This window comes from Psychromonas arctica DSM 14288 (assembly GCF_000482725.1).
GTDB lineage: Bacteria > Pseudomonadota > Gammaproteobacteria > Enterobacterales > Psychromonadaceae > Psychromonas > Psychromonas arctica.
On sequence record NZ_AXWP01000038.1, the window covers coordinates 44,071 to 64,748 of the forward strand.

Consider the following 20,678-nt stretch of genomic DNA (forward strand, 5'->3'; position numbering starts at 1 on the left):
ATAAAATATTAAAATTACTCTAATCGAATCATATCTACCGCAACGTCTAGCAATTGAGATCCGCCACCAAATACAACGCCTTTTAAAGGGGTTACATCGGAAAAATCTCGTCCTACTGCTAAGGTGATATGTTGGTCTGTGGGTACTACATTATTGGTAGGGTCAAAATCAACCCACCCAAAATTAGGCAAATAGACGGCAAACCAAGCATGGGTCGCATCAGCACCTTCTAATTTTTCTTCACCTTCGGGCGGCATGGTTTCAATATATCCACTAATATATCGCCCCGCTAACCCAACACTTCGTAAACACGCGAGCGCAAAGTGTGCAAAATCTTGGCAAACGCCCCTTTTTTGTGCAAAAACAACGCTTAAGGGCGTACTTATCGTTGTAAAACCTGGGTCATAATAGAACTCATGAAAAATTCGTGCCATTAAGTCTTTACAACCTTCAATTAAGTTAACATCGGGTGCAAATGATACCAGCGTATATTCTTTTATCCCTTTCTCCAGCGGTGTGAGCTGAGAAGGTAATACAAATTCAGAGGCCCTTAATAGCTCCATGGTGTTAGCACTTTCCAGCAAATCTCGTACTTTTATCCATAGCATATCAAAACCATTTATATTGGCCTTGGCATCCGTTAATAGCTCAACCTCACTGGTCATAGTGACCTTAAGCGTCTTATGTTGTGTTGCAACCTCAAAAACAGTCACATTATTATTAAAATAATCAGTAAATTGCTGTAAATAACTGGGCGGTGGAGAGATATCAATACGGCTATGATGACAGATTTGCCCGCGATCCGTTTTTGGCGTCAAGCGAGCTTGATTCTGACATATACTGACATAATCAGCATATTGATAAGTAGTTGAATGTTTTATTTTATATTTCACGATTGAGCTTGCTCAATGTTGGTCCAATTTAATTTATGGGACGTTTTAGTATGTGTGAAGTACTGTAATAACAATACATCACAGAAAGTATTCAAGTTCATTCGGATATTATGACTGAACTCTATCAATTGTTTACGCTTACCATCTTCTGCTTTCTGTAGGTAATCTTTTTCAGTCAAATAACAAGTGGTTTTAGACAGTAAAATCGCTTTCTCGTGGGCGGCAATTAAACCCGGTCGACGCTTGGTCGGTAAGTGCTGACAAAGCTGATTTATTTGCTCGAGTTGGAACAATAACGAGCGAGGGTACTCGGCATCTAGCAATAACAACTCTAAGCCGGTGCCAATAGTTTGGTACATACGATAACGACGTTTATGCGTAATTAAACTCACTTGGCAGCTCAATACTGCTTCTAACAACCCTAATTCTTTAGGCGTATCCATCTCTTCAGTCAGCAGTGCTGAACTTAAAGAAGTGATTTGAATACTGCGTTCAATACGACGGCCAATCTCCAATAAAAACCAGCCATTACTATTAGGCATACAATCTGTAATCGAACCATTAAAAGCCATAATTGAACCGATCACTTTATCTAATATGCTTTGCATGGCACGTGTTGAGATATCTCGAGTAGTATTTCTTAACTGTTTAACTTGATCATTAATATCATCAATCATGCGTCGACTATCATGCGATAATAATTCTCTCGTTTGCAAAGCAGTATTCGACAAGTACTTAAGCGTATTAACAATACTTCCAGCAGATTGTTCATCGGCCAATAATTGAAACGCGACTTGTTTAGATAAAAGAGGGTCGAAGCCCTCTAATTTAGGCTCCTGTTCAATGTAAGGATAAACAATATGCTGCGACTTAATCGCGTTGGAGAAGCGCCCTACAATACTATGTCGTATTGCATCGGGGTAAATAGCCAACTCCGTATACCTATCAATGAAGATACGCAAAATACGCACCGTATTCTCGCACCGCTCCAAATAACGTCCGAGCCAAAATAGGTGCTCAGCAGTACGGCTAGAGATAACGCCTTCTAATAACGCAACATCAGTTCTTTTCTTGATCGGCGGAGGCAACACAACGGCTTCTAGCTCGGTGTCACTTGCTGTGTTTATCCAAGTATCTTTGATCCAACCAGAAACACTCGGATCATTACTAATTTCATTGGAAAAACATAACGCTGAAGGTAATATTTCAACTCCATTCTCAGTAGTTAGGGCATAACATCTAAAAACCACTGGTTTAGATATCAGCTTGCCATTGTCCCAAAAAGGTGCGGTACTAAAAACGGGTTTATCTTGAAAATAATATTCTTCAGGTTTTGCTCTGATCAGCGTTTTTATTTTCTCTGCATCAACACTGCCATCAAGCTTCAAGCTTCTATCTTTATAACTCGCTAACTCTAATAGCGACCAATCTAAGGTTTTAGCTTTTTCAACATCATAGTAATTAGGCTCGGCAATCATCAATGGCTGTTTTAAAATATGTTGCGATAAATGCGTTAAATTACATTGCACAGCAGGAGAAGATAAAACGCCGCTTCCAAATGGATTTAATACTTTAACAGCACCTTCACGTACCGCTTGTAATAAACCAGGAATGCCATGTAAGGAATACTCCGTTTGCTCTAAAGAGTCGATACTGCGATCCGGTACCCAACGTACTATCACGTTAATTTTGCCTAAACCCTGTAACGATTTTAAACACACCTCGCCATTACGCACCGTTAGGTCTGCGCTTTGCACTAGGGTATAACCAAAATAAACGGATAAAAAGGCATGTTCGTTATAGTTAGGATCATCTGTTCCTTGGGTTAAAATAACCACACGAGGATCATCCATATATTGAGTATATTCATTGATCCCTTCTTGAAATATTTTCAAAAAGTTTTTGATTTGCTGAACATTACAATCAGCAAACTCTTCCGCCATCACACGTCGAGCGATAATACGACTTTCAACTAACAACCCCATCCCTAATGGGCATTGGCAATGATCCGCTAATACTTTAAATTCACCCGATGGTGCTCGGTAAATATCCAAAGCGGTAAAAAACAATTTCAATTCATTGCTTGGTAAGCTAAAACCCTCTCTTAAATAATTACTATTTTGATATAATTGTTGTGCAGGGATATGACCTTCAAGTAACAACTTCTGTTCGCCATAAATATCCTGCTGAATAGCATTTAAGAGTACTGTTCTTTGTTTGATCCCTTCTTCTAAAAAAGTCCACTCTGACTTAGAAAACATAAAAGGAAGTGGATCAAAATGCCAGCGCTTATTACTTTCAGGTTGCGTATTACCATTTTGTAATAACTGGCTTATTTCAACAGCACGGCTACTCAAATCTTCCGCAGTTAAGTTACCTAAGCGCTTAAATAATGTATCCCAATGTTCAGGATAACGCCCACCATGATTAGCCAGCTCATCATGAACATGGACCTTATTTAAATACAAAGACAGCCATTTAGGTAAGGCCGACATGGTGTGGTTTTTTATATACAATTTAACATTGCTCCGTTTTATCAAACATCATGATCAGCAGTCATTAGATCTGTGATCATGAAATCACTCTACCTTAAACAATCAACAGGTAGAGTGACTGATGTCGCTCTCTTTTATTTAAAAGCAGGTTGGCGACGTAAATCCAAGGTATTTGGATAATCTTGGTTAACACTCTCTTCTTCCGGTACCACAAACTCACTGACTGAATTGGCGACTTGGAAGCTGTGTGTCACCGCAGATGGGCTCCAACTTGGTTGATCTGAAGGTAATAAAGAAGGTGTATGACCATGTTCCCAGAATCGAGCCACTCTTCTTCCTTCCGCTTCAAATGCATTTACAGGTAAGGTTTCAGGATTACGTCCACCCGCATGACTTACATGATAAACAAAGCCACCCACAGAGCGTCCTTCCCAAGTATCAATTAAATCAAACACCAGAGGGGCATGCACGCCAATAGTTGGGTGTAAAGCTGTTGGTGGTTGCCATGCACGGTAACGAATACCCGCGACACGCTCATCTTTGGCTTTACCTTTTACCACTTTAAGCGGAACTCGGCGGCCATTACAAGTCACTATATAACGATCACTCATGGTACCTTGCACTTTTATCTGCACCCTTTCTAATGACGAGTCCACGTACCTTGCAGTACCCGAAGCACTGGCTTCTTCACCAAGTACATGCCACGGTTCAATCGCAGTTCTTAATTCCAGGGTAATATTATCCAACTCACGGGTACCACAAACAGGGAATCTAAATTCAAAGAATGGGTTTAACCAACTGAATTGGAATGCAAAACCAGATTGTTGTAAATCACGACACACTTCTGCCAAATCATTTTCAACATATTGCGGTAATAAGAATTTATCATGTAGCTCAGTACCCCAACGAACCAATGGTTTGTGGTATGGCTTTTTCCAAAACCAAGCTAACAAGGTGCGTAGTAATAACATTTGCACCAAACTCATTTGTGAGTGAGGAGGCATTTCAAAGCCCCTAAATTCCACAATCCCTAAACGCCCTGTTGCAGAGTCTGGCGAATATAACTTATCAATACAAAACTCAGCACGGTGTGTATTACCGGTTAAATCAACCAACAGATTACGTAATAATCGGTCAACTAACCAAGGTTCCGGGACCTCGCCTTCAGGCATATGTGAAAATGCAATTTCTAATTCATATAACACTTCATCGCGGGCTTCATCAACACGAGGCGCTTGACTTGTTGGACCAATAAATAAACCAGAAAATAGGTAAGATAACCCAGGATGATGCTGCCAATAGGTGATAAAGCTTCTTAATATATCAGGGCGACGTAAAAACGGACTTTGAGCCGGCGTTTCCCCGCCTAAGGTCACATGGTTACCACCACCGGTTCCCGTATGGCGACCATCGGCCATAAATTTATCCGTCCCTAAACGTGCCTCTTTAGCTAACGCATATAAGGTAGTCATTCTTTCAACTAACTGATCCCACGATTTAGAAGGGTGAATATTCACTTCAATCACACCCGGATCAGGCGTAACCGCATACTTTTCAACACGGCTGTCTTTAGGTGGGTTATAACCCTCAATCACCACCGGCATAGACAATGCTTTTGCTACCCCTTCAATGGCAGTCAATAAACCTAAATAATGTTCAAAATGGCTAGTCGGTGGCATAAAGATATATAAACGACCATCTCGTACTTCTAATGCCATTGCCGTTTTAATCATTTCTTTACCAATAAAACCTTTTTTCAGCTTTTTAGGTTTAGAAAATTCTTCTGGAATATCAAAGGGGTCGCGGTCAATAATATTACTTGTCCACTCCAGGCTGTCTAAAGGTAAGCGATAACCCAATGGAGATTCACCCGGTAAGAGGAAACAATGCCCGCGCGTAAATTCCCAAGTACAAGATTGCCAGCAATTTTTACCGCCATTCCATTGCAATGGCAGCACATAACCGACTGGTTTTTCTATGCCTAACTCCATTTTTTTCAAAAAGCCTTGGCGGCTCATGGCATGCAATAATTCAGGTTGTTTGGGACCAACTTCGGTAGGTAAAGACCCTTCTTGCCAGAGATGATAAAGAATATCTTCATAGGCAGTGGTCAATGCTTCTTTACCTAAACCTAACGCATCACTCAGCTTTTCAGCAAATTTCTTGGTATCCGTATGGTCTAATTTGTAGTCTTTATTGGGATCCGCTAATAAACTGGCATCTTCCCATAGAGCTACCCCATCTTTGCGCCAATAACATGCATATTGCCAACGCGGCAATGGCTCACCTGGATACCATTTACCTTGTCCATAATGGGTAAAACCACCTTGCGTGAATACCTTATTCATTTCTACAAATAAGTTTTGCGCTAACTGACGTTTTTCTTTACCGTCGGCTTCCGTATTCCATTGTGCATGTTCCATATCATCAATAGAAATGAACGTAGGCTCACCGCCCATGGTTAAATGAATACCTTCTTCATCGTAGGTTTTGTCAACATGCTGACCTAAACGATTAATAGCAGACCACTGTGCTTCTGAATAAGGTTTAGTCACACGTGGATCTTCATGCACACGCGTCACTTTATTGTAAAAGCTAAACTCTGATTTACAGTCGTCAATACCACCGGTAACCGGTGCTGCAGAACTTGGTTCAGGGGTACAGGCTAATGGAATGTGTCCTTCTCCCGCAAATAAACCAGAGGTAGGATCTAAACCAATCCAACCCGCCCCCGGAATGTAAACTTCTGCCCACGCATGTAAATCAGTAAAATCTTCTTCAGGACCACTCGGGCCATCCAGCGATTTTTGGTCAGAAGTTAATTGGATTAAATAACCAGAAACAAAACGAGAAGCTAACCCTAAATGACGGAATAATTGTACTAATAACCAAGATGAATCACGACAAGACCCGGTTTTTTTACTCAGGGTTTCATTGGCGGTTTGCACCCCTGGCTCTAAACGAATGCCATACCCTACTAACTCATAAATGGCCTGATTAACCGCCACTAAAAAATCTACACTGCGAAGCGGCTCTTTAGGTTGCAGCGATGCAACTAACGCTAGCATTTTAGGGCTGGCTTTACGTTTTTTTAAATAAGGTGCTAATTCCGATTTTGAAACGCTGTCATAAACAAATGGAAATTCTTCTGCATATTCTTCTAAAAAGAAATCGAAGGGGTTAATGACCGTCATTTCTGCGACTAAATCGACGGTAAAACTGAACTCTGTGGTTGGTTTGTTAAATACGACGCGGGCTTGATAGTTACCGAAGGGATCTTGTTGCCAATTAATGTAGTGATCTTCGGGTAATATTTTTAAGGAATAACTTTTAATCTTAGTGCGGCTATGAGGTGCGGGTCGTAAACGAAATATATGCGGCCCCATGTTAACAGAACGGTCATATTTATATTCAGTATGGTGTGAAATACCAACAGTAATGGTCATCGACTAATCCCCTTTCATAAATTACAGCTATATAGATAACATGAAAATCTTTCTTAGTATTGTATTTATTTTGTGCAATATTTATTCCACTTACTTAAACCATAAAAAACAAAGGTTTTAGGTTAATTAATCATCAAACAGCACAATTAAACAGCTAATATGCTCAATAATGGCTTTTAAAATAGCGAAGCTTTTTAGAAATGGTGCAGTGATGCACTAAAATAGCCCTTAAAAATCAAATAGACTAAAAATATTTTTGGCGAAAAAACCAGCGCTAGAACAGAAAAAAAACAATACATACAAGATTCTGTTTTATCTTTACCTTATCAAAGCGCTATAACTGCGAATGTCTTTAAAAGTACAAAATATTAAATAATCTTTAATGAAATTAATATCATTTATACGTATAAAAAATACAATTGAACAGTGTTTAATCACACATGTTTGAGGAAAATAACATTTAAAGATTTAATTCGTATCGAATTTAAAAATCAATTCTATTAAATATAAAAAATAATGAAGATAACTTAATCCATATATCTTTTTCTTTAAAGCATCAAAAAGAAACGATTAAAGAGATGAAAAAAGCAATGTAAATAGTTCGAAAACGTCTAACTTTTGAAGATATGTAAGGATCATAAAAAAGACTACCTGTAATCTCTTTTTCTATCATTCAGAGCTCTTAAGTATCTATTAAAAAAGAGATTAATTTATATTAAAAAAAAATAAAAAAGAGTGCTCGATAAAGCTGCTAAGAAGCTCAAGAATGATGCTATGATAGTGCATCTTTTAACCGCCACCTTGCGGTTAAACAAACGACCTTAAGATATAATCAAGCGGTATTCAGTATGAGTAATATAGGCAGGATGTTTATTAAACACCCTATTACACAACAGACGCTAACCCAGCCTTTTTCTTTGGCTATTTACTCCCACTCAATTTATAAAAAGGGCATATTATTATGCAAAAACTAACTAATGTTGGTGAAAACCTCGTCAATGATATAGCGTCACGTTATGGCTTAAGTTACGGTGCAGTGACTCACATGTTAGTTGCAGTGAATAATGGCGGCGGCTCTATGGCACAATTTAACTGCCCTGAATTAGGTGGTTCAGGACAATGGATGCGCGGTGGTATGACCATGGTCGGCGATATGTTTAATAACGGCCTAAAAACAACCGTCGACAATTTATGTAATGAGTTAGCAAACATACTCAGTAACAACCAAATTTTTCCGGTCATTCCAGCAGGTACACCAGGCAGCAATCAATGGTGGCCAAGTAACCTCGGCAGTCCGTTTAGTAGCGGTGCTCAAAACAATATCCGTTATGCGGTTTTTCCAAATCGTCTAGCAGTGGAATTGAATGGCCAAGTGTCCGTCTATGACACATTAGATCACAACATTGGTGGCGTCAGCCAACAGCAAGGTAATAACACTTCTCTGACTTTCAATAGCCAGTGGGGCACCATTAATGTAAGCAGTTTGCCTTTGATCACAGGTCAACCATTACCAGTAGTAGCGAACACTAATTTTGCTGACGTGGCTGCGCCTGCTATGAATAACATGCCAACAAATAACAATCTTAGTAATAACAACCTTAACAATAATAACGGCCTAAATAGCAGCGCGAATAACAGCAGTAGCCAACAACAATCAACAAATGGCAACCTAGACAACAATTACTCAGCTAATACAAACGGTATCAACAACGATAACAACAGCCACAACAAGCAACCGATAGATCAGAAAGACCAAAAATCTATTACTCAGACGCTTGATATCATAGAAAAATTAGCACAACTGCATGAGATGGGTGCATTAACAGATGACGAGTACAATACTAAAAAGTCGGATCTATTAAGTCGTATTTAAGCAAGTGTATTTCTGCAAGTTAAAGCATTAAATATGCTGGCTTTTTATTTTTGTTAATAGAGTATTTATATGAAAACATTTCAATGTGACTGCGCGGATCAACCTATTTTGTTTTTTGAAAGCAGTCATTGTCTCGCTTGTAACAGAACCGTAGGGCTCGATGACAACTTTGATCAAGTAGAGCCCTATGAATTTGATCAAGTAACAGGTTCATTTTTTAAAGCGATTGCACCCACTATCCATTATCAAAAATGTGATAACAACGCCCAATTTGAAGCCTGTAACGGTATGGTAAATTTAAATACGTTTGTGCCTGTTGAAGGCAAAGATGAAGTGTTGTGTTTTGCTTGTCGTTTTAACGAAACAGTGCCCGATTTGAGTATTGCTGAACATATTCCGTTATGGCAAAAAATGGAAGTAGCAAAGCGTCGTGCATTGTATACCTTAAAAGCGCTTTCATTACCGCTCAAGACGATCGCGCAAGACCCAGACAATGGATTAAGTTTTGATTTTATTACCGACCGTAATGTTAATGACCACTTTACTAGCCCATTAGCCGGCCATGAAACTGTGTTTACTGGCCATGATTGTGGTCATATCACTATCAACCTAGCCGAAGCCGACGATGTTTCTCGCTCACAAACAAAAGATGCGATGGGTGAACGTTATCGTACATTGTTAGGGCATTTTAGACATGAATTAGGGCACTACTACTTTGACCAATTAATCGTCCATACGCCAGAAAAACAACAATTATGTAAGCAATACTTTGGTGATGATCAGCTCGATTATCAAGAAGCACTAGACCAGCATTACCAACATGGCGCACCAAAAAATTGGCCTGAACATTATATTAGTGAATATGCCACTATGCACCCCTATGAAGACTGGGCAGAGTCTTGGGCGCATTATATGCACATCATTGATACCCTAGAAACAGCACAGAACTTTTCCATTACCGGCTCAACATCTGGTGAACAGGCGGATTCTGAAGAGGTAGGAGAATTAAACTTACCACAAGATGCGTACTTTTTTTCAGGGCAAACAGCGATCAGTAATATTCTAGATACGTGGGTCGATTTTTCAGTGATCCTCAACTCCTTAAACCGGAGCATGGGATTAGCAGATGCCTACCCTTTTGTATTAACGCAAGCTGTGCGCACTAAACTATCCTTTATCCACCATGCAATTCATCATAAATTGCATTTATTGCCAGCGCTAACACACAAGACAATACCAAAAAAAGTCAACAAAGCGGCACCTAAGGTAACTCCTACAGCTGATCCTAAAACAGTGTCGAAGCCTCTTGTACCTTAGTGACAACCTCTAACTTTCAATTAATTGATAATGCAGCTCCTTCGATCGGCATTATCAACACCATAAATTCCATTTTATTATTTATCGATCCCACATTAGACCATTATTACATTGAATTGACTGCTTCATGGATGTGGGTTACCGCTAGATTAGGAATATTTTTATAGTTACAACTAGGTCGTCGCAACATAAAAACCACCAGCCCAAAAAAACAAAAGACCCTTACCGTAGCTTGGTTAAAACTCAACACAAACACTCAAATAACCCTCATCCTAGGTTATACCTTACCTTTAACAGATGTCAGTCTAACCCTGTTTTGTATCATCGACCTACTACGTTGGCGTAGCAGTCAGCTCACTTTGAAATAGCAAAAAGTCATAGGGTTAATTAATTCGTCCTATGACTGCGTACTTGATATTTTTTGTTACTGGCTAACACTTTTTATTATTTGTCTGTGCCAAGTTGATTAATGTTGTGGCATCCATTAACGAGTCTTGTTATGTTACAGGTAACATTCCATAGGCTATGATTATGAGCAAGAAAAGAAGACCTACCCTCCAAGATGTCGCTAACATTGTCGGCGTAACCAAAATGACTATTAGTCGTTACCTGCGAGACCCACAACAAGTCTCCTCAGAGATGCAAAAAAAGATATCGCTCGCGGTAGAAGAATTAGGTTACATTCCTAACCGTGCACCGGATTTACTGTCTAATGCAAAAAGCCACGCCATTGGTATCTTAGTGCCCTCTTTAACCAATCAAGTATTCTCTGAAGTGATTCGTGGTATTGAGCGAGTGACAGAAGCGGCGGGTTATCAAACCATGTTTGCTCATTATGGATACAGTGCAGAGCTAGAAGAAAAACGGATTAGTTTTTTATTGTCTTATCATATCGACGGTTTAATTCTTTCTGAAAGCCAGCACACCCCGAGAACGTTAAAGATGATTAAAACGGCGGGTATTCCTGTGATAGAAATGATGGATGTGGCGTCACCGGCAATTGAACAAGCAGTGGGAGTTGATAATCTTGAAGCGAGTTATCAGATGGTTTCTGCGATGATTGCAAAAGGTTACCAGCATATTGTTTATTTAGGGGCGCGCTTAGATACTCGAACGAAATTAAGACAACAAGGTTATGAAAAAGCGATGCGAGAGCATGGCCTTAGTTGTAAAAGTATGATGACTGAAGCGGCTTCTTCATTTTCACTTGGTGCGGAACTGTTAACTCGTACGCTAGCTGCCTACCCACAAACAGATGGGTTATTTTGTACCAATGATGACTTGGCGATCGGTGCTATTTTTGAAGCGCAACGAATGGGCTTAAAAATTCCTGAACAGATTGCAGTTGCTGGTTTCCATGGCCACGATATAGGCCAGTCTATGGTGCCAAAGTTAGCAACTGTGGTAACGCCGCGTGAAAAGATAGGTCAGGTCACCGCGCAACAGTTAATTGCACGTTTAGCAGGTGAAGCGATCACCGATGCAGTGATTGATTTAGGGGTTGAGATCCGCCATGGTGAGAGTATTTAATCTCAACTGGAATCGTTAAATAAGGTATTACGGTGATTACATTACAACAATCTCTAGGTTCTAGCTTTTAGGCTTTAGGTTGAGCGATGGTTTTCCTAAACGATTAAAAGCTAATATATACATTGATAGCTGCTCTCTCGTTATAACAGAGCAGCTATTTTACCTATCAATATGACGGTCAACTTCCGCTTTCCGCTACGGTTGAATTATTATTATGTTATTACGCATTATAGAAATTTTATTCCCAATGTTTGTGGTCGTATTGGCCGGTTATATTTGCGCACGCCGTACTTCGATCGACATGGGGCCGATTAATAAGTTAAATCTCGATTATTTTGTACCGGCACTGGTGTTTGCTTCTTTGGTGAATATGCCCCTGGGTAGCAAGCAGGTTAATTTGATTGCCGCGAGTGTGATTGCGGTGATATTACCCGGCCTTTTGATTGCTATGTTATGCCGTTTCTATCATTGGAACGTGAAAGTTTGGGTGCCTCCACACATGTTTCGTAATAGCGGTAATTTAGCGATCCCGCTTTTTGTTTATACCTTTGGTGAAATTGCGAAAAGTGATGCAGTGTTATTAATGATAGTCTCAACCTGTTTGCAATTAACACTGGGCATTGTGATTATTAGCGGCATTAATAAACAAGGTTTCAAACAATTGTTAAGCATGCCGATTATGTACGCCACTGTGACTGCTCTAGCATTGAATCTATTCGATGTATCTATTTGGGAACCGGTATGGGAGGCTGCTAATTTACTCGGTGAGAGTGCGATCCCTTTGATGCTTTTTTCATTAGGTAGCCAACTCATTTATGTTAATCGTTCGGGAGTTAAAATTGGTTTAATAAGTACGCTGACTTCATTATTAAGCGGCGCGATCACCTTTGCGGTGATCTATTTATGGATACCTTTAACCCAATTACAACTACAAATGATGGTGTTATTTACGATGTTGCCACCAGCAGTTATGAATTATTTACTTGCAGAGCGATACCAGTTGAATGGTGCGACCGTTGCTTCTATGGTGTTGTATGGCAACCTATTATCGGTATTAAGCATGCCGCTACTGTTATGGTTTGCTTTAACTATTTTATAACTAACCTCAGTTCTGGATAAGCAACACTTTACAAAACGAGCAGCACTGTATAATCAATAATATGACTTTAAATATACAGACGTTTTCATCATCCTGAATTGAGGTTAACTAGTTTATTAACGTCTGCGTGGCTTCGATACAACGCTGCACTACGACTTCGGCACTACCATCAATATCGATTTTAATGACGTTCTTTTCATCTGCAGTGGGTAATTCTAATGCCTCAAACTGGCTTTTTAATAAAGCCACCGGCATAAAGTGTCCTTGGCGATTCTGCATGCGTTGTAGCACTAGTTCAAAACTGCCATGTAACAACAAGAAAGTTACTTGATTGTTATCTTCACAAATTAATCGGCGATATTTTTGTTTTAACGCAGAGCATACGATCACTGCATTTTCATTCTTTTTCTCAATGCTAAAAGCCGCATCTCGAATTCTTTCTAGCCAAGGAACACGGTCTTGATCATTTAATTCATGACCAGAAGCCATTTTTAAGATGTTGGCTTTAGGATGTAGGTCGTCACCATCAATGAATTTAATATTTAATGCTTTTGCCAGCGATTGGCCAATTGATGATTTACCACTGCTTGCGACTCCCATTATTATCAATACCGCACCACTAGGTAGTTTATTCATCCCGCTCCCCTATCCATCTTGCTTATGTTGATCAAGTTATGTCACTAATATTGCTAAAAACAATATCACGTTACGGGTAACATGTTACGCGTAACGTCTAAGAATGTGAACTGCCCCTCAACAATAAAAAAACACTCACTAGCCTCTCTTTGCAATGATCACACCATGCAAGCGTGCTTACTTAACAAACTAAATCAACAATTAAATTATTTAATTTCAATAGTATAGGCGTTAAAAATGATGCTAAATAATCACTATAAAAAAGCCAGAATAAGTGCTAAAAAATGATCTTTATCAAGAATGAGGTTAATATCTGCTTATGAAATTGTGATCAAAAACACTAAAAAAGCTAGCAGTTACCGGTAACATACGCTTCAAGTTACCGGTAACCTATTTGTAACTGGACATGATTAATTTGAAATTTACACTTATTGGAAAAAGGAATCTCAACATGAAAAAGCTTCACAAATCATTACTCTCGGGTGTTATTGCAGGCCTGTTATCGACTTCTGCAATGGCGGCTGATTTTGTGTTTAAAATTCAATCGTCTGATCCTTCTGGTGACAAAAATTTTCAGGTACAACAAGAATGGGCTGATCGTGTAGAGAAGATGTCTAATGGGCGTATTGATATCAAATTATTACCTGTTGCAAGTGTGGTAAAGCATACTGAAACATTAGGTGCGATTAAAATGGGTATTTTAGATGGCCAAATTACTGCAACTGGTTATTTCTCAGGTCAAGACCCTGCCTTTGGTTTAATTGGTAATATGGTCGGTGCATGGTCTGATACAACGCAGCTTTTACAATATATGAATTACGGTGGCGGTAATCAGTTAATGACTGAGTTATACGCTCCTTATGGTGTGAAGTTTGTTGGCGCATCAACTACCGGTGTTGAGTCGTTTGTTTCTAAAGTACCGCTGAATGGTGTTGCTGACTTAAAAGGACTTAAACTACGCGCTCCAGAAGGCTTAGTACAACAAGTATTTGCTGCAGCTGGCGCGTCTCCAGTTAACTTACCTGGTTCAGAAGTATTTACAGGGCTAAGCAAAGGCGTTATTGATGCTGCCGATTACACTGTATTCTCAACTAACCAAAAAAATGGTTTAAATGATGTGGCAACACACCCTGTTCAACCTGGTTTTCACTCGTTGCCTCTGATCGATATTTCAGTAAGTCAGAAAAAATGGGATAAATTACCAATGGATCTTCAGGAGATCTTAACGGTATCTGTACGTGATTTCTCTTACGATATGACGACGCAGTTAAAAATTGCCGACCAAGCAGCGATTAAAGAAGCACAAGCAAATCCTAATATCACTATTCACGACTGGTCTGCTGAAGAGCGTAAAAAATTCCGTAGCATTGCCCAAGGTGAGTGGAAAACATTTGCAGCTCGCTCGGATAACGCCGCTAAAGTATATCAATCGGTGACTACCTTCTTAGCAGAAAACGGTCTGTTATAAGCAATAATCTCAACTTAATCGCAAGGGTTGCCTAAACCCTTGCTTTATCTGGAAGCCTCTTATGCCTACCAAAAAAGTCATGCCACAACCTCAAGAAGATGAGCAACCTAAGAACAAACTTGATGCTGCCATTTTAAAAGTAAGTAACTGGCTGAGCATGTTGTTTATTTTCACTGTCTTTATCTCTTTTTATGAAGTGGTGATGCGTTATGCATTTAACTCGCCAACCATTTGGGTGCATGAAACGGCGTCTTTTATTGGCGGTTCATTATTTGTGATTGGCGGATTGTATGCCTTCGCATCTAACAAACATGTGCGTGTAGTGCTTATTTACGATGTTGTTTCTCAGCGTACCCGCCATTACCTTAATTTATTACACCATATCATCGGTATTATTTTTTCTGCATTGATGACTTATGGCGCTTATACACTGGTTGAAAGTGCATGGTTTTCTCCACTAGGCGAACTGCGACTCAATACTTCAGGTAGTGCGTGGAACCCTCCTTTCCCTGCACTATTAAAAGCGGTTATCTTTATTAGCTTTTGTATTCTTACCATTCAATTTTTATTGCATTTGATTGCCGAAATCAAAGCGCTAAGGAAACACTCTCATGTTTGATTTATCTGCAATTGGCATCGGCTATGGTAGCTTATTAATGCTGTTTTTGATGATAGCGCTACTGTTAACCGGTATGCAGCTAGCATTTGTGACTGGTTTTGTTGCACTCTTTTTTACCGTGGGTTGGTTTGGTATCGACGCACTGCCTTTGGTGACTAGCCGCTTATATAGTTTTGTAGACAGTTATATCTTTCTTGCGGTGCCGATGTTTGTATTGATGGCCGCGTTATTAGATCGTTCCGGCATTGCCCATGATCTATTCGAAGCCATGAAGTTATTCGGCAAGCGTTTACGTGGTGGTGTTGCGGTACAAACTTTATTAGTTGCGGTTATATTAGCTTCAATGTCAGGCGTTATTGGTGGTGAAACGGTATTGCTTGGTATATTAGCGTTACCACAAATGTTGCGCTTAGGTTACGACCGTAAATTAGCTATTGGCACAACCTGTGCTGGCGGTGCTTTAGGCACCATGTTACCTCCAAGCATTGTACTTATTATTTACGGTTTAACCGCTAGTGTATCTATTGGTGACTTATTTAAAGCCTCCTTTGTACCTGCATTATTACTGGCTATTTTTTATATTCTATATGTATTAATACGTTGTAAATTAAACCCTGCTTTAGCCCCTTTACCTACGGCTGAAGAACTCGCGGAAGATGCCAAAACACAACCTAACTTTTTTAAAGCCTTATTCTTCCCATTATTGTCGGTGGCAGTGGTACTTGGCAGCATTTATAGTGGTATTGCATCGGTCACAGAAGCCTCTGCATTAGGGGTTGTAGGCATTATGTTAAGTACTTGGATCCGTAAAGAGCTTAATATTTCAATGCTACAAGATGCCGCGATCTCGACCATGAAAACCTGTGGCATGATCATCTGGATTGGGATTGGTGCCAGCGCATTAGTTGGTGTTTATAACCTGATGGGTGGAATTGATTTTGTAGGTGACACCATACTGGCACTCAGTGGTGGCAGCCCTACGACTACACTCCTTATTATGATGGCTATCCTATTAGTATTAGGTATGTTCCTTGATTGGGTTGGTGTCGCATTATTAACTATGCCTATTTTTGTACCGATTATTGTTAGCTTAGGTATGGATCCTGTTTGGTTTGGTGTTGTATTCTGTTTAAATATGCAGGTCTCATTCCTTTCCCCTCCTTTTGGTCCGGCTGCTTTCTACTTAAAATCTGTAGCGCCCAAAGATATTAGCCTGGGTGAGATATTCAGTGCACTAGTGCCTTTCATCTGCTTACAAGTATTAACACTTGGATTAGTCATTATTTTCCCAATCTTAGCCTTGTGGTGGAGGTAATTGTGCTAAAAGTAGTGAGTTTAGAAATAGTTATGTTAAAAATAGCTACATTGAAATACCTACGTGACACAGAAGCATCGAACTAATAACGTGAAATAATAATAAAGATGGCCTAATAAGAAGCATAATAAATATGGCCATTTAGCCATAAATCAGGCATTCATTTAAATATTGAGGTTTTAATGCAAGAACAAAAAGATATTGCCGTGATCGGCTTGGGTGTAATGGGTGCAAACATGGTACTAAACTTAGCCGAGCGTGGATTTTCTGTGGTCGCCTTTGATACCAATCCACTACGCAGCCAAGCGCTACTAGCGCAACATCAGTTATTAACCGCGGCACCATTACAAACAGTGCAAGATCTAACACAATTAATGGCACAACTTACTACGCCTCGCCGTATTGTATTATCTGTTCCAGCGGGTCCTATCGTCGATATTATTTGCCAAGATCTAATTGCTGCGGGCTTAGCACCTGATGATGTTGTTGTCGACACTGGTAACAGCCAATGGCGAGACTCCATTACTCGCCACCAAGCTTATCTAAATAAGTTCCATTTCTTTACTTGTGCCATTTCCGGTGGCGAGCAAGGCGCACGTTTCGGCCCCTCGTTAATGCCCAGCGGTGACAAAGCCGCATGGCAGCAATTGAAACCGATGTGGCAAGCTATCTCAGCAAAAGTTGATCCAGTAACAGGGGCTGAAATTGCACGTACTCATGTTGAACAACCGCTACCTGAAGGCGAGCCCTGTGCTGAATACATTGGGCCGATTGGTTCTGGGCACTTTGTGAAAATGGTACATAACGGCATTGAGTATGCGGATATGCAAATGATTGCCGAGACAGTTCAATTCATGCGCCAAGTATTAGCCATGTCTGCCGTTGAAGTCGCTGATGTCTTTAGTCAGTGGAACAAAGGCAAACTACAAAGTTATCTGATTGGTATTACCGCTGATATTTTACGTACCGTAGATCCTAAAACTGGCCAGCCTTTGGTTGATGTGATCCTAGACCAAGCGGGACAAAAAGGTACCGGTAACTGGACCGCTCGTGAGGCTTTGGAATTAGGTGTCCCTGCGAATGCGATTGCAGCTTCGGTATTTGCGCGCTGTTTAAGCACACAAAAGAAAACACGTGCTATTGGTGCATCACAATTAGCCGGTCCGGAGGTACAAGCAAAAGATAAAGCACTATGGATAGATAAATTATCAGACGCTTTATATTGTTCAAAAATATGCAGTTATGCACAGGGTTTTGAGCTGATGTCAGCTGCGGACAAAGAATATAACTGGCAACTTGATTATGTGGTGATTGCTAAAATTTGGCGTGCAGGCTGTGTTATTCGCGCCACTTTCCTGAATGATATTGCCGAGGCTTATCAAAGCCAGCCTCAGCTTCCCAACTTAATGCTTGCAGAGCGATTTAGTAACGACCTTGCTAAAGGACAATTAGCATGGCGACAAGTATTGACCGAAGCAATCGGCCAAGGTTTACCAATGTTAACCACCAGCTCAGCGATCGGTTATTATGATAGTTATCGTGAAGCGGACTCATCAGCAAGCTTAATACAAGCAATGCGTGATTATTTTGGCAGTCATACCTATCAGCGTAAAGATCAAGATATTACACAGCATTTCCATTTTGATTGGCACTTTGGTCAAGGCGAGCAAACACTTAATCATTAATCTGTATTCAAGATGACTTTGCGAGGAAATATGCTTTGCAAAGTCATCACTTCAATTTTCACTCTTTTATTTTAATTTCCTTCATTCTGATCATTTTGATGTTATTGCCACACAAGGTATTAATACCATCACTGGTTGGCTTGTCAACCATGGATACAATTCACCTTGAATGATAACGGGCATAAGAATACGCCAAACAAGCACTAGCGATAATCGCTAAACCTACGACTTGAAATAGCTGAAATTTTTGTTCAAAGAAGATAGCTTGTAATAAAGCGGCAATAAATATATTTAAATAAAATATAGGGGCTAGTTCTGCGCTCGACAGAGATCGTTGATACGCTTTAGTTCTAAATAATTGTGTGCCAACACTCAATGCCCCCATTACTCCAATGACTGCCGCATAAGGAAATAACCAATAAGCAAATTCAGAAGTAGATGACGGCATTAATAACGTGGCAATGGGTAATACTAATATTGCTGCAATTAAAAAACTAACGCCATTGATCATAAATGGGTCTAATTTAATTTGGCTGGATTTGTACATCGATACTTGCGAACATGCATTAAAAAAACCCGCTAATAACCCTAGCAACATGCCCCACTGAAATTGCACACCATTGATCACTCCAGATTGCACAATAACGCCAAAAAATGAAAAAACTAATGTCAGTACTATCGGTCTAGATATTGTGGAGCCATATAATATTTTTTCAATAATCGGAATAAACAGTGGGCCGGTACTAAATAAAACCACTAACTCAATCAGGCTTAATTTCGATAATGCTAAAAAGAAGCAAAACTGCGTTAACGCGATAAAAATAGAACGTTTTCCGATCACCTTTGTTTCAGCGAAAGTTGGAAGTTTCGCTCTTAATATAAAAGCAGTAGCTAACATAATAATCGCAGGGATTATCAAGCGAGCCATCAGTAACACATTAATAGGTACAATATGCTCTAAGTACTTGGCGAGAAAGCCACTTAATGACAAACAAACAGTAGAGAGAAGCATTAATAAAAGAGGCGACATTAAGCTTGATACCTATGGTGATTGTAAGATGTGGAGCGCTTTAAGCAGGATAATCTGCTGTTAGATATTTGAGCACACGCAAGTCAGGAAGAGGCAATATAATAGACTATTAAAGGGAGTAAAGTGATTATTAATTTTATTAAACAATATGCTATAAATACAATAAAAGAAATGAAGTACACTGGGTCTATTGGTATTGAGCCGAGGTTAAAAACAAATGTATAACCAATGCCAAAAAGCAGAATAAGCCAGGAAAATGAGTATAGAAAATAATGCTACACCATCTTATTCTCCCTGTTTAGGCTTAGCGAACTACACAGCTTAGAAGAGTAATACTGGAAAATCGATAAACAACGCTATATGACTTGCATTCAAGCTTAATAAAAATGAACAATAGAGAGGTAAATATGAAAGGAAAATCTCATGTTAATTTTTAACTGCACCAAAGCGGCAGCCGATTTTTTTAGTGTTAAACGCGATGGTAAAAAAATCACCTGTATTGAACCATCACCACACAAAACGATTGCCGAATCGATTGCATCCCCTGTTTTTCCAGAGGATGTAGACCCACAGGAAAACGGTGCATTTCAATGGCAATGGGTAGTCCACTGCGTAACGATACAGCGCAAAAAATATTGGTTAGTAACCGACTACCACAGCCGCTATTGCATTATGTTTCCTGCCGGTAAAAAAGGCGATAATGTTGAATTTTTAAATAGCTTTGAATCAGGTCTTAAGGCAAATTTCCGCTACTGGGTAGATAATGCAAAAATGGGTCAAGATAAGGCTAAACAACATATAGAGCAGTATAATGCGGCGATTAGTACCTGTGCATTTTATCAACGAGGCGACCGAAGTGTGCAAGGTAATATCAATACCACTACTTGGTATTTGGAGAGCGTTTGTCTCGAAAAGGGGCATTTAACCGAAGCTTTGGATTGCTTATTATTTGGCTCTGTTCCATTACACTGTTGTCACCTATAAGCGGCGAGTAAAATTTGTTGAAAATCATACTTTGCGCTACTTTCTCTAAACCAAGTTAGATAATGCGGTAAATACTTAGTCGCTACCCCTTTCATTTTGCCTACCACCCAACTCTTAAAGTGAGTGATTGCACCATTAACGGTTTGGATGTGGTAAATGTTTTCTATTACTCTATTTTTCCCATTGATTAATCGTTTATGATCACAATTCTTGTGCTCTGCAATATTCACATAAGGCCATGCACCATCACTACAAAGTACGGAGTTACTTATGATATGTGGTTCGAAA

The 20,678-nt window shown here is 39.7% G+C and carries 15 protein-coding genes; 9 read left to right on the plus strand and 6 right to left on the minus strand.

All coding sequences use genetic code 11. From position 1 onward, the window contains the following. Positions 1 to 14: 14 nt before the first annotated feature. From H592_RS0106405 to H592_RS0106415, 3 genes are all read right to left on the minus strand, one after another. Positions 15 to 893, minus strand: a complete 879-nt coding sequence (locus tag H592_RS0106405) for a transglutaminase family protein (RefSeq protein WP_028868041.1) — start codon at positions 891 to 893, stop codon at positions 15 to 17. After that, on the minus strand, positions 890 to 3,409 hold the full coding sequence (locus H592_RS0106410; protein WP_028868042.1) for a circularly permuted type 2 ATP-grasp protein: 2,520 nt from the start codon (positions 3,407 to 3,409) through the stop codon (positions 890 to 892). The genes H592_RS0106405 and H592_RS0106410 overlap by 4 nt, the downstream gene beginning before the upstream one ends. Before the next feature lie 113 nt (positions 3,410 to 3,522). Next, a complete protein-coding gene (locus H592_RS0106415) occupies positions 3,523 to 6,834 on the minus strand; it encodes a transglutaminase family protein (RefSeq protein WP_028868043.1) in 3,312 nt (1,103 codons plus the stop codon). Between the two features lie 961 nt (positions 6,835 to 7,795). Between H592_RS0106415 and H592_RS24550 the strand changes: the two genes are divergently transcribed. The 4 genes from H592_RS24550 to H592_RS0106435 all read left to right on the plus strand — a co-directional run bounded on the left by H592_RS24550 (position 7,796) and on the right by H592_RS0106435 (position 12,653). After that, entirely contained in the window at positions 7,796 to 8,707 is a 912-nt protein-coding gene (locus tag H592_RS24550) for an SHOCT domain-containing protein (RefSeq protein WP_028868044.1), read from the plus strand. Between the two features lie 69 nt (positions 8,708 to 8,776). Then, positions 8,777 to 10,024 (plus strand): zinc-binding metallopeptidase family protein, encoded by a 1,248-nt coding sequence (locus tag H592_RS21640; protein WP_051369045.1) that lies wholly within the window; start codon positions 8,777 to 8,779, stop codon positions 10,022 to 10,024. 531 nt (positions 10,025 to 10,555) lie between these two features. Then, the gene (gene gntR / locus H592_RS0106430) at positions 10,556 to 11,554 is read left to right on the plus strand and encodes a gluconate operon transcriptional repressor GntR (protein ID WP_028868045.1); all 999 of its coding nucleotides are present in this window, start codon (positions 10,556 to 10,558) and stop codon (positions 11,552 to 11,554) included. A gap of 214 nt (positions 11,555 to 11,768) precedes the next feature. Next, positions 11,769 to 12,653 (plus strand): AEC family transporter, encoded by an 885-nt coding sequence (locus tag H592_RS0106435; protein ID WP_028868046.1) that lies wholly within the window; start codon positions 11,769 to 11,771, stop codon positions 12,651 to 12,653. 108 nt (positions 12,654 to 12,761) lie between these two features. Here H592_RS0106435 and H592_RS0106440 read toward each other — a convergent pair whose 3' ends face one another. Next, a complete protein-coding gene (locus H592_RS0106440) occupies positions 12,762 to 13,289 on the minus strand; it encodes a gluconokinase (protein ID WP_028868047.1) in 528 nt (175 codons plus the stop codon). A 451-nt stretch (positions 13,290 to 13,740) separates the two neighbouring features. Between H592_RS0106440 and H592_RS0106445 the strand changes: the two genes are divergently transcribed. From H592_RS0106445 to gndA, 4 genes are all read left to right on the plus strand, one after another. After that, positions 13,741 to 14,757 (plus strand): TRAP transporter substrate-binding protein, encoded by a 1,017-nt coding sequence (locus tag H592_RS0106445; RefSeq protein ID WP_028868048.1) that lies wholly within the window; start codon positions 13,741 to 13,743, stop codon positions 14,755 to 14,757. 61 nt (positions 14,758 to 14,818) lie between these two features. Next, positions 14,819 to 15,376: a TRAP transporter small permease subunit gene (locus H592_RS0106450; RefSeq protein ID WP_028868049.1), complete on the plus strand. Its 558-nt coding sequence runs from the start codon at positions 14,819 to 14,821 to the stop codon at positions 15,374 to 15,376. Beyond that, the gene (locus H592_RS0106455) at positions 15,369 to 16,691 is read left to right on the plus strand and encodes a TRAP transporter large permease (protein ID WP_028868050.1); all 1,323 of its coding nucleotides are present in this window, start codon (positions 15,369 to 15,371) and stop codon (positions 16,689 to 16,691) included. The genes H592_RS0106450 and H592_RS0106455 overlap by 8 nt, the downstream gene beginning before the upstream one ends. Positions 16,692 to 16,873: 182 nt before the next feature. Then, positions 16,874 to 18,376 carry an NADP-dependent phosphogluconate dehydrogenase gene (gndA, locus tag H592_RS0106460; RefSeq protein ID WP_028868051.1) on the plus strand — a complete coding sequence of 501 codons (1,503 nt, stop codon included), beginning with the start codon at positions 16,874 to 16,876 and terminating at the stop codon, positions 18,374 to 18,376. Positions 18,377 to 18,536: 160 nt separating this feature from the next. Here gndA and H592_RS21645 read toward each other — a convergent pair whose 3' ends face one another. Further along, positions 18,537 to 19,406: a DMT family transporter gene (locus H592_RS21645; RefSeq protein WP_051369046.1), complete on the minus strand. Its 870-nt coding sequence runs from the start codon at positions 19,404 to 19,406 to the stop codon at positions 18,537 to 18,539. Positions 19,407 to 19,829: 423 nt separating this feature from the next. Between H592_RS21645 and H592_RS23210 the strand changes: the two genes are divergently transcribed. Next, complete coding sequence (locus tag H592_RS23210) at positions 19,830 to 20,390, plus strand: DUF6933 domain-containing protein (RefSeq protein ID WP_051369047.1); 561 nt, start codon at positions 19,830 to 19,832, stop codon at positions 20,388 to 20,390. Here the strand turns inward: H592_RS23210 and H592_RS0106480 are convergent. After that, the coding region (locus H592_RS0106480; RefSeq protein WP_211235628.1) for an IS1595 family transposase at positions 20,381 to 20,678 on the minus strand (298 nt) is incomplete at its 5' end. The genes H592_RS23210 and H592_RS0106480 overlap by 10 nt on opposite strands.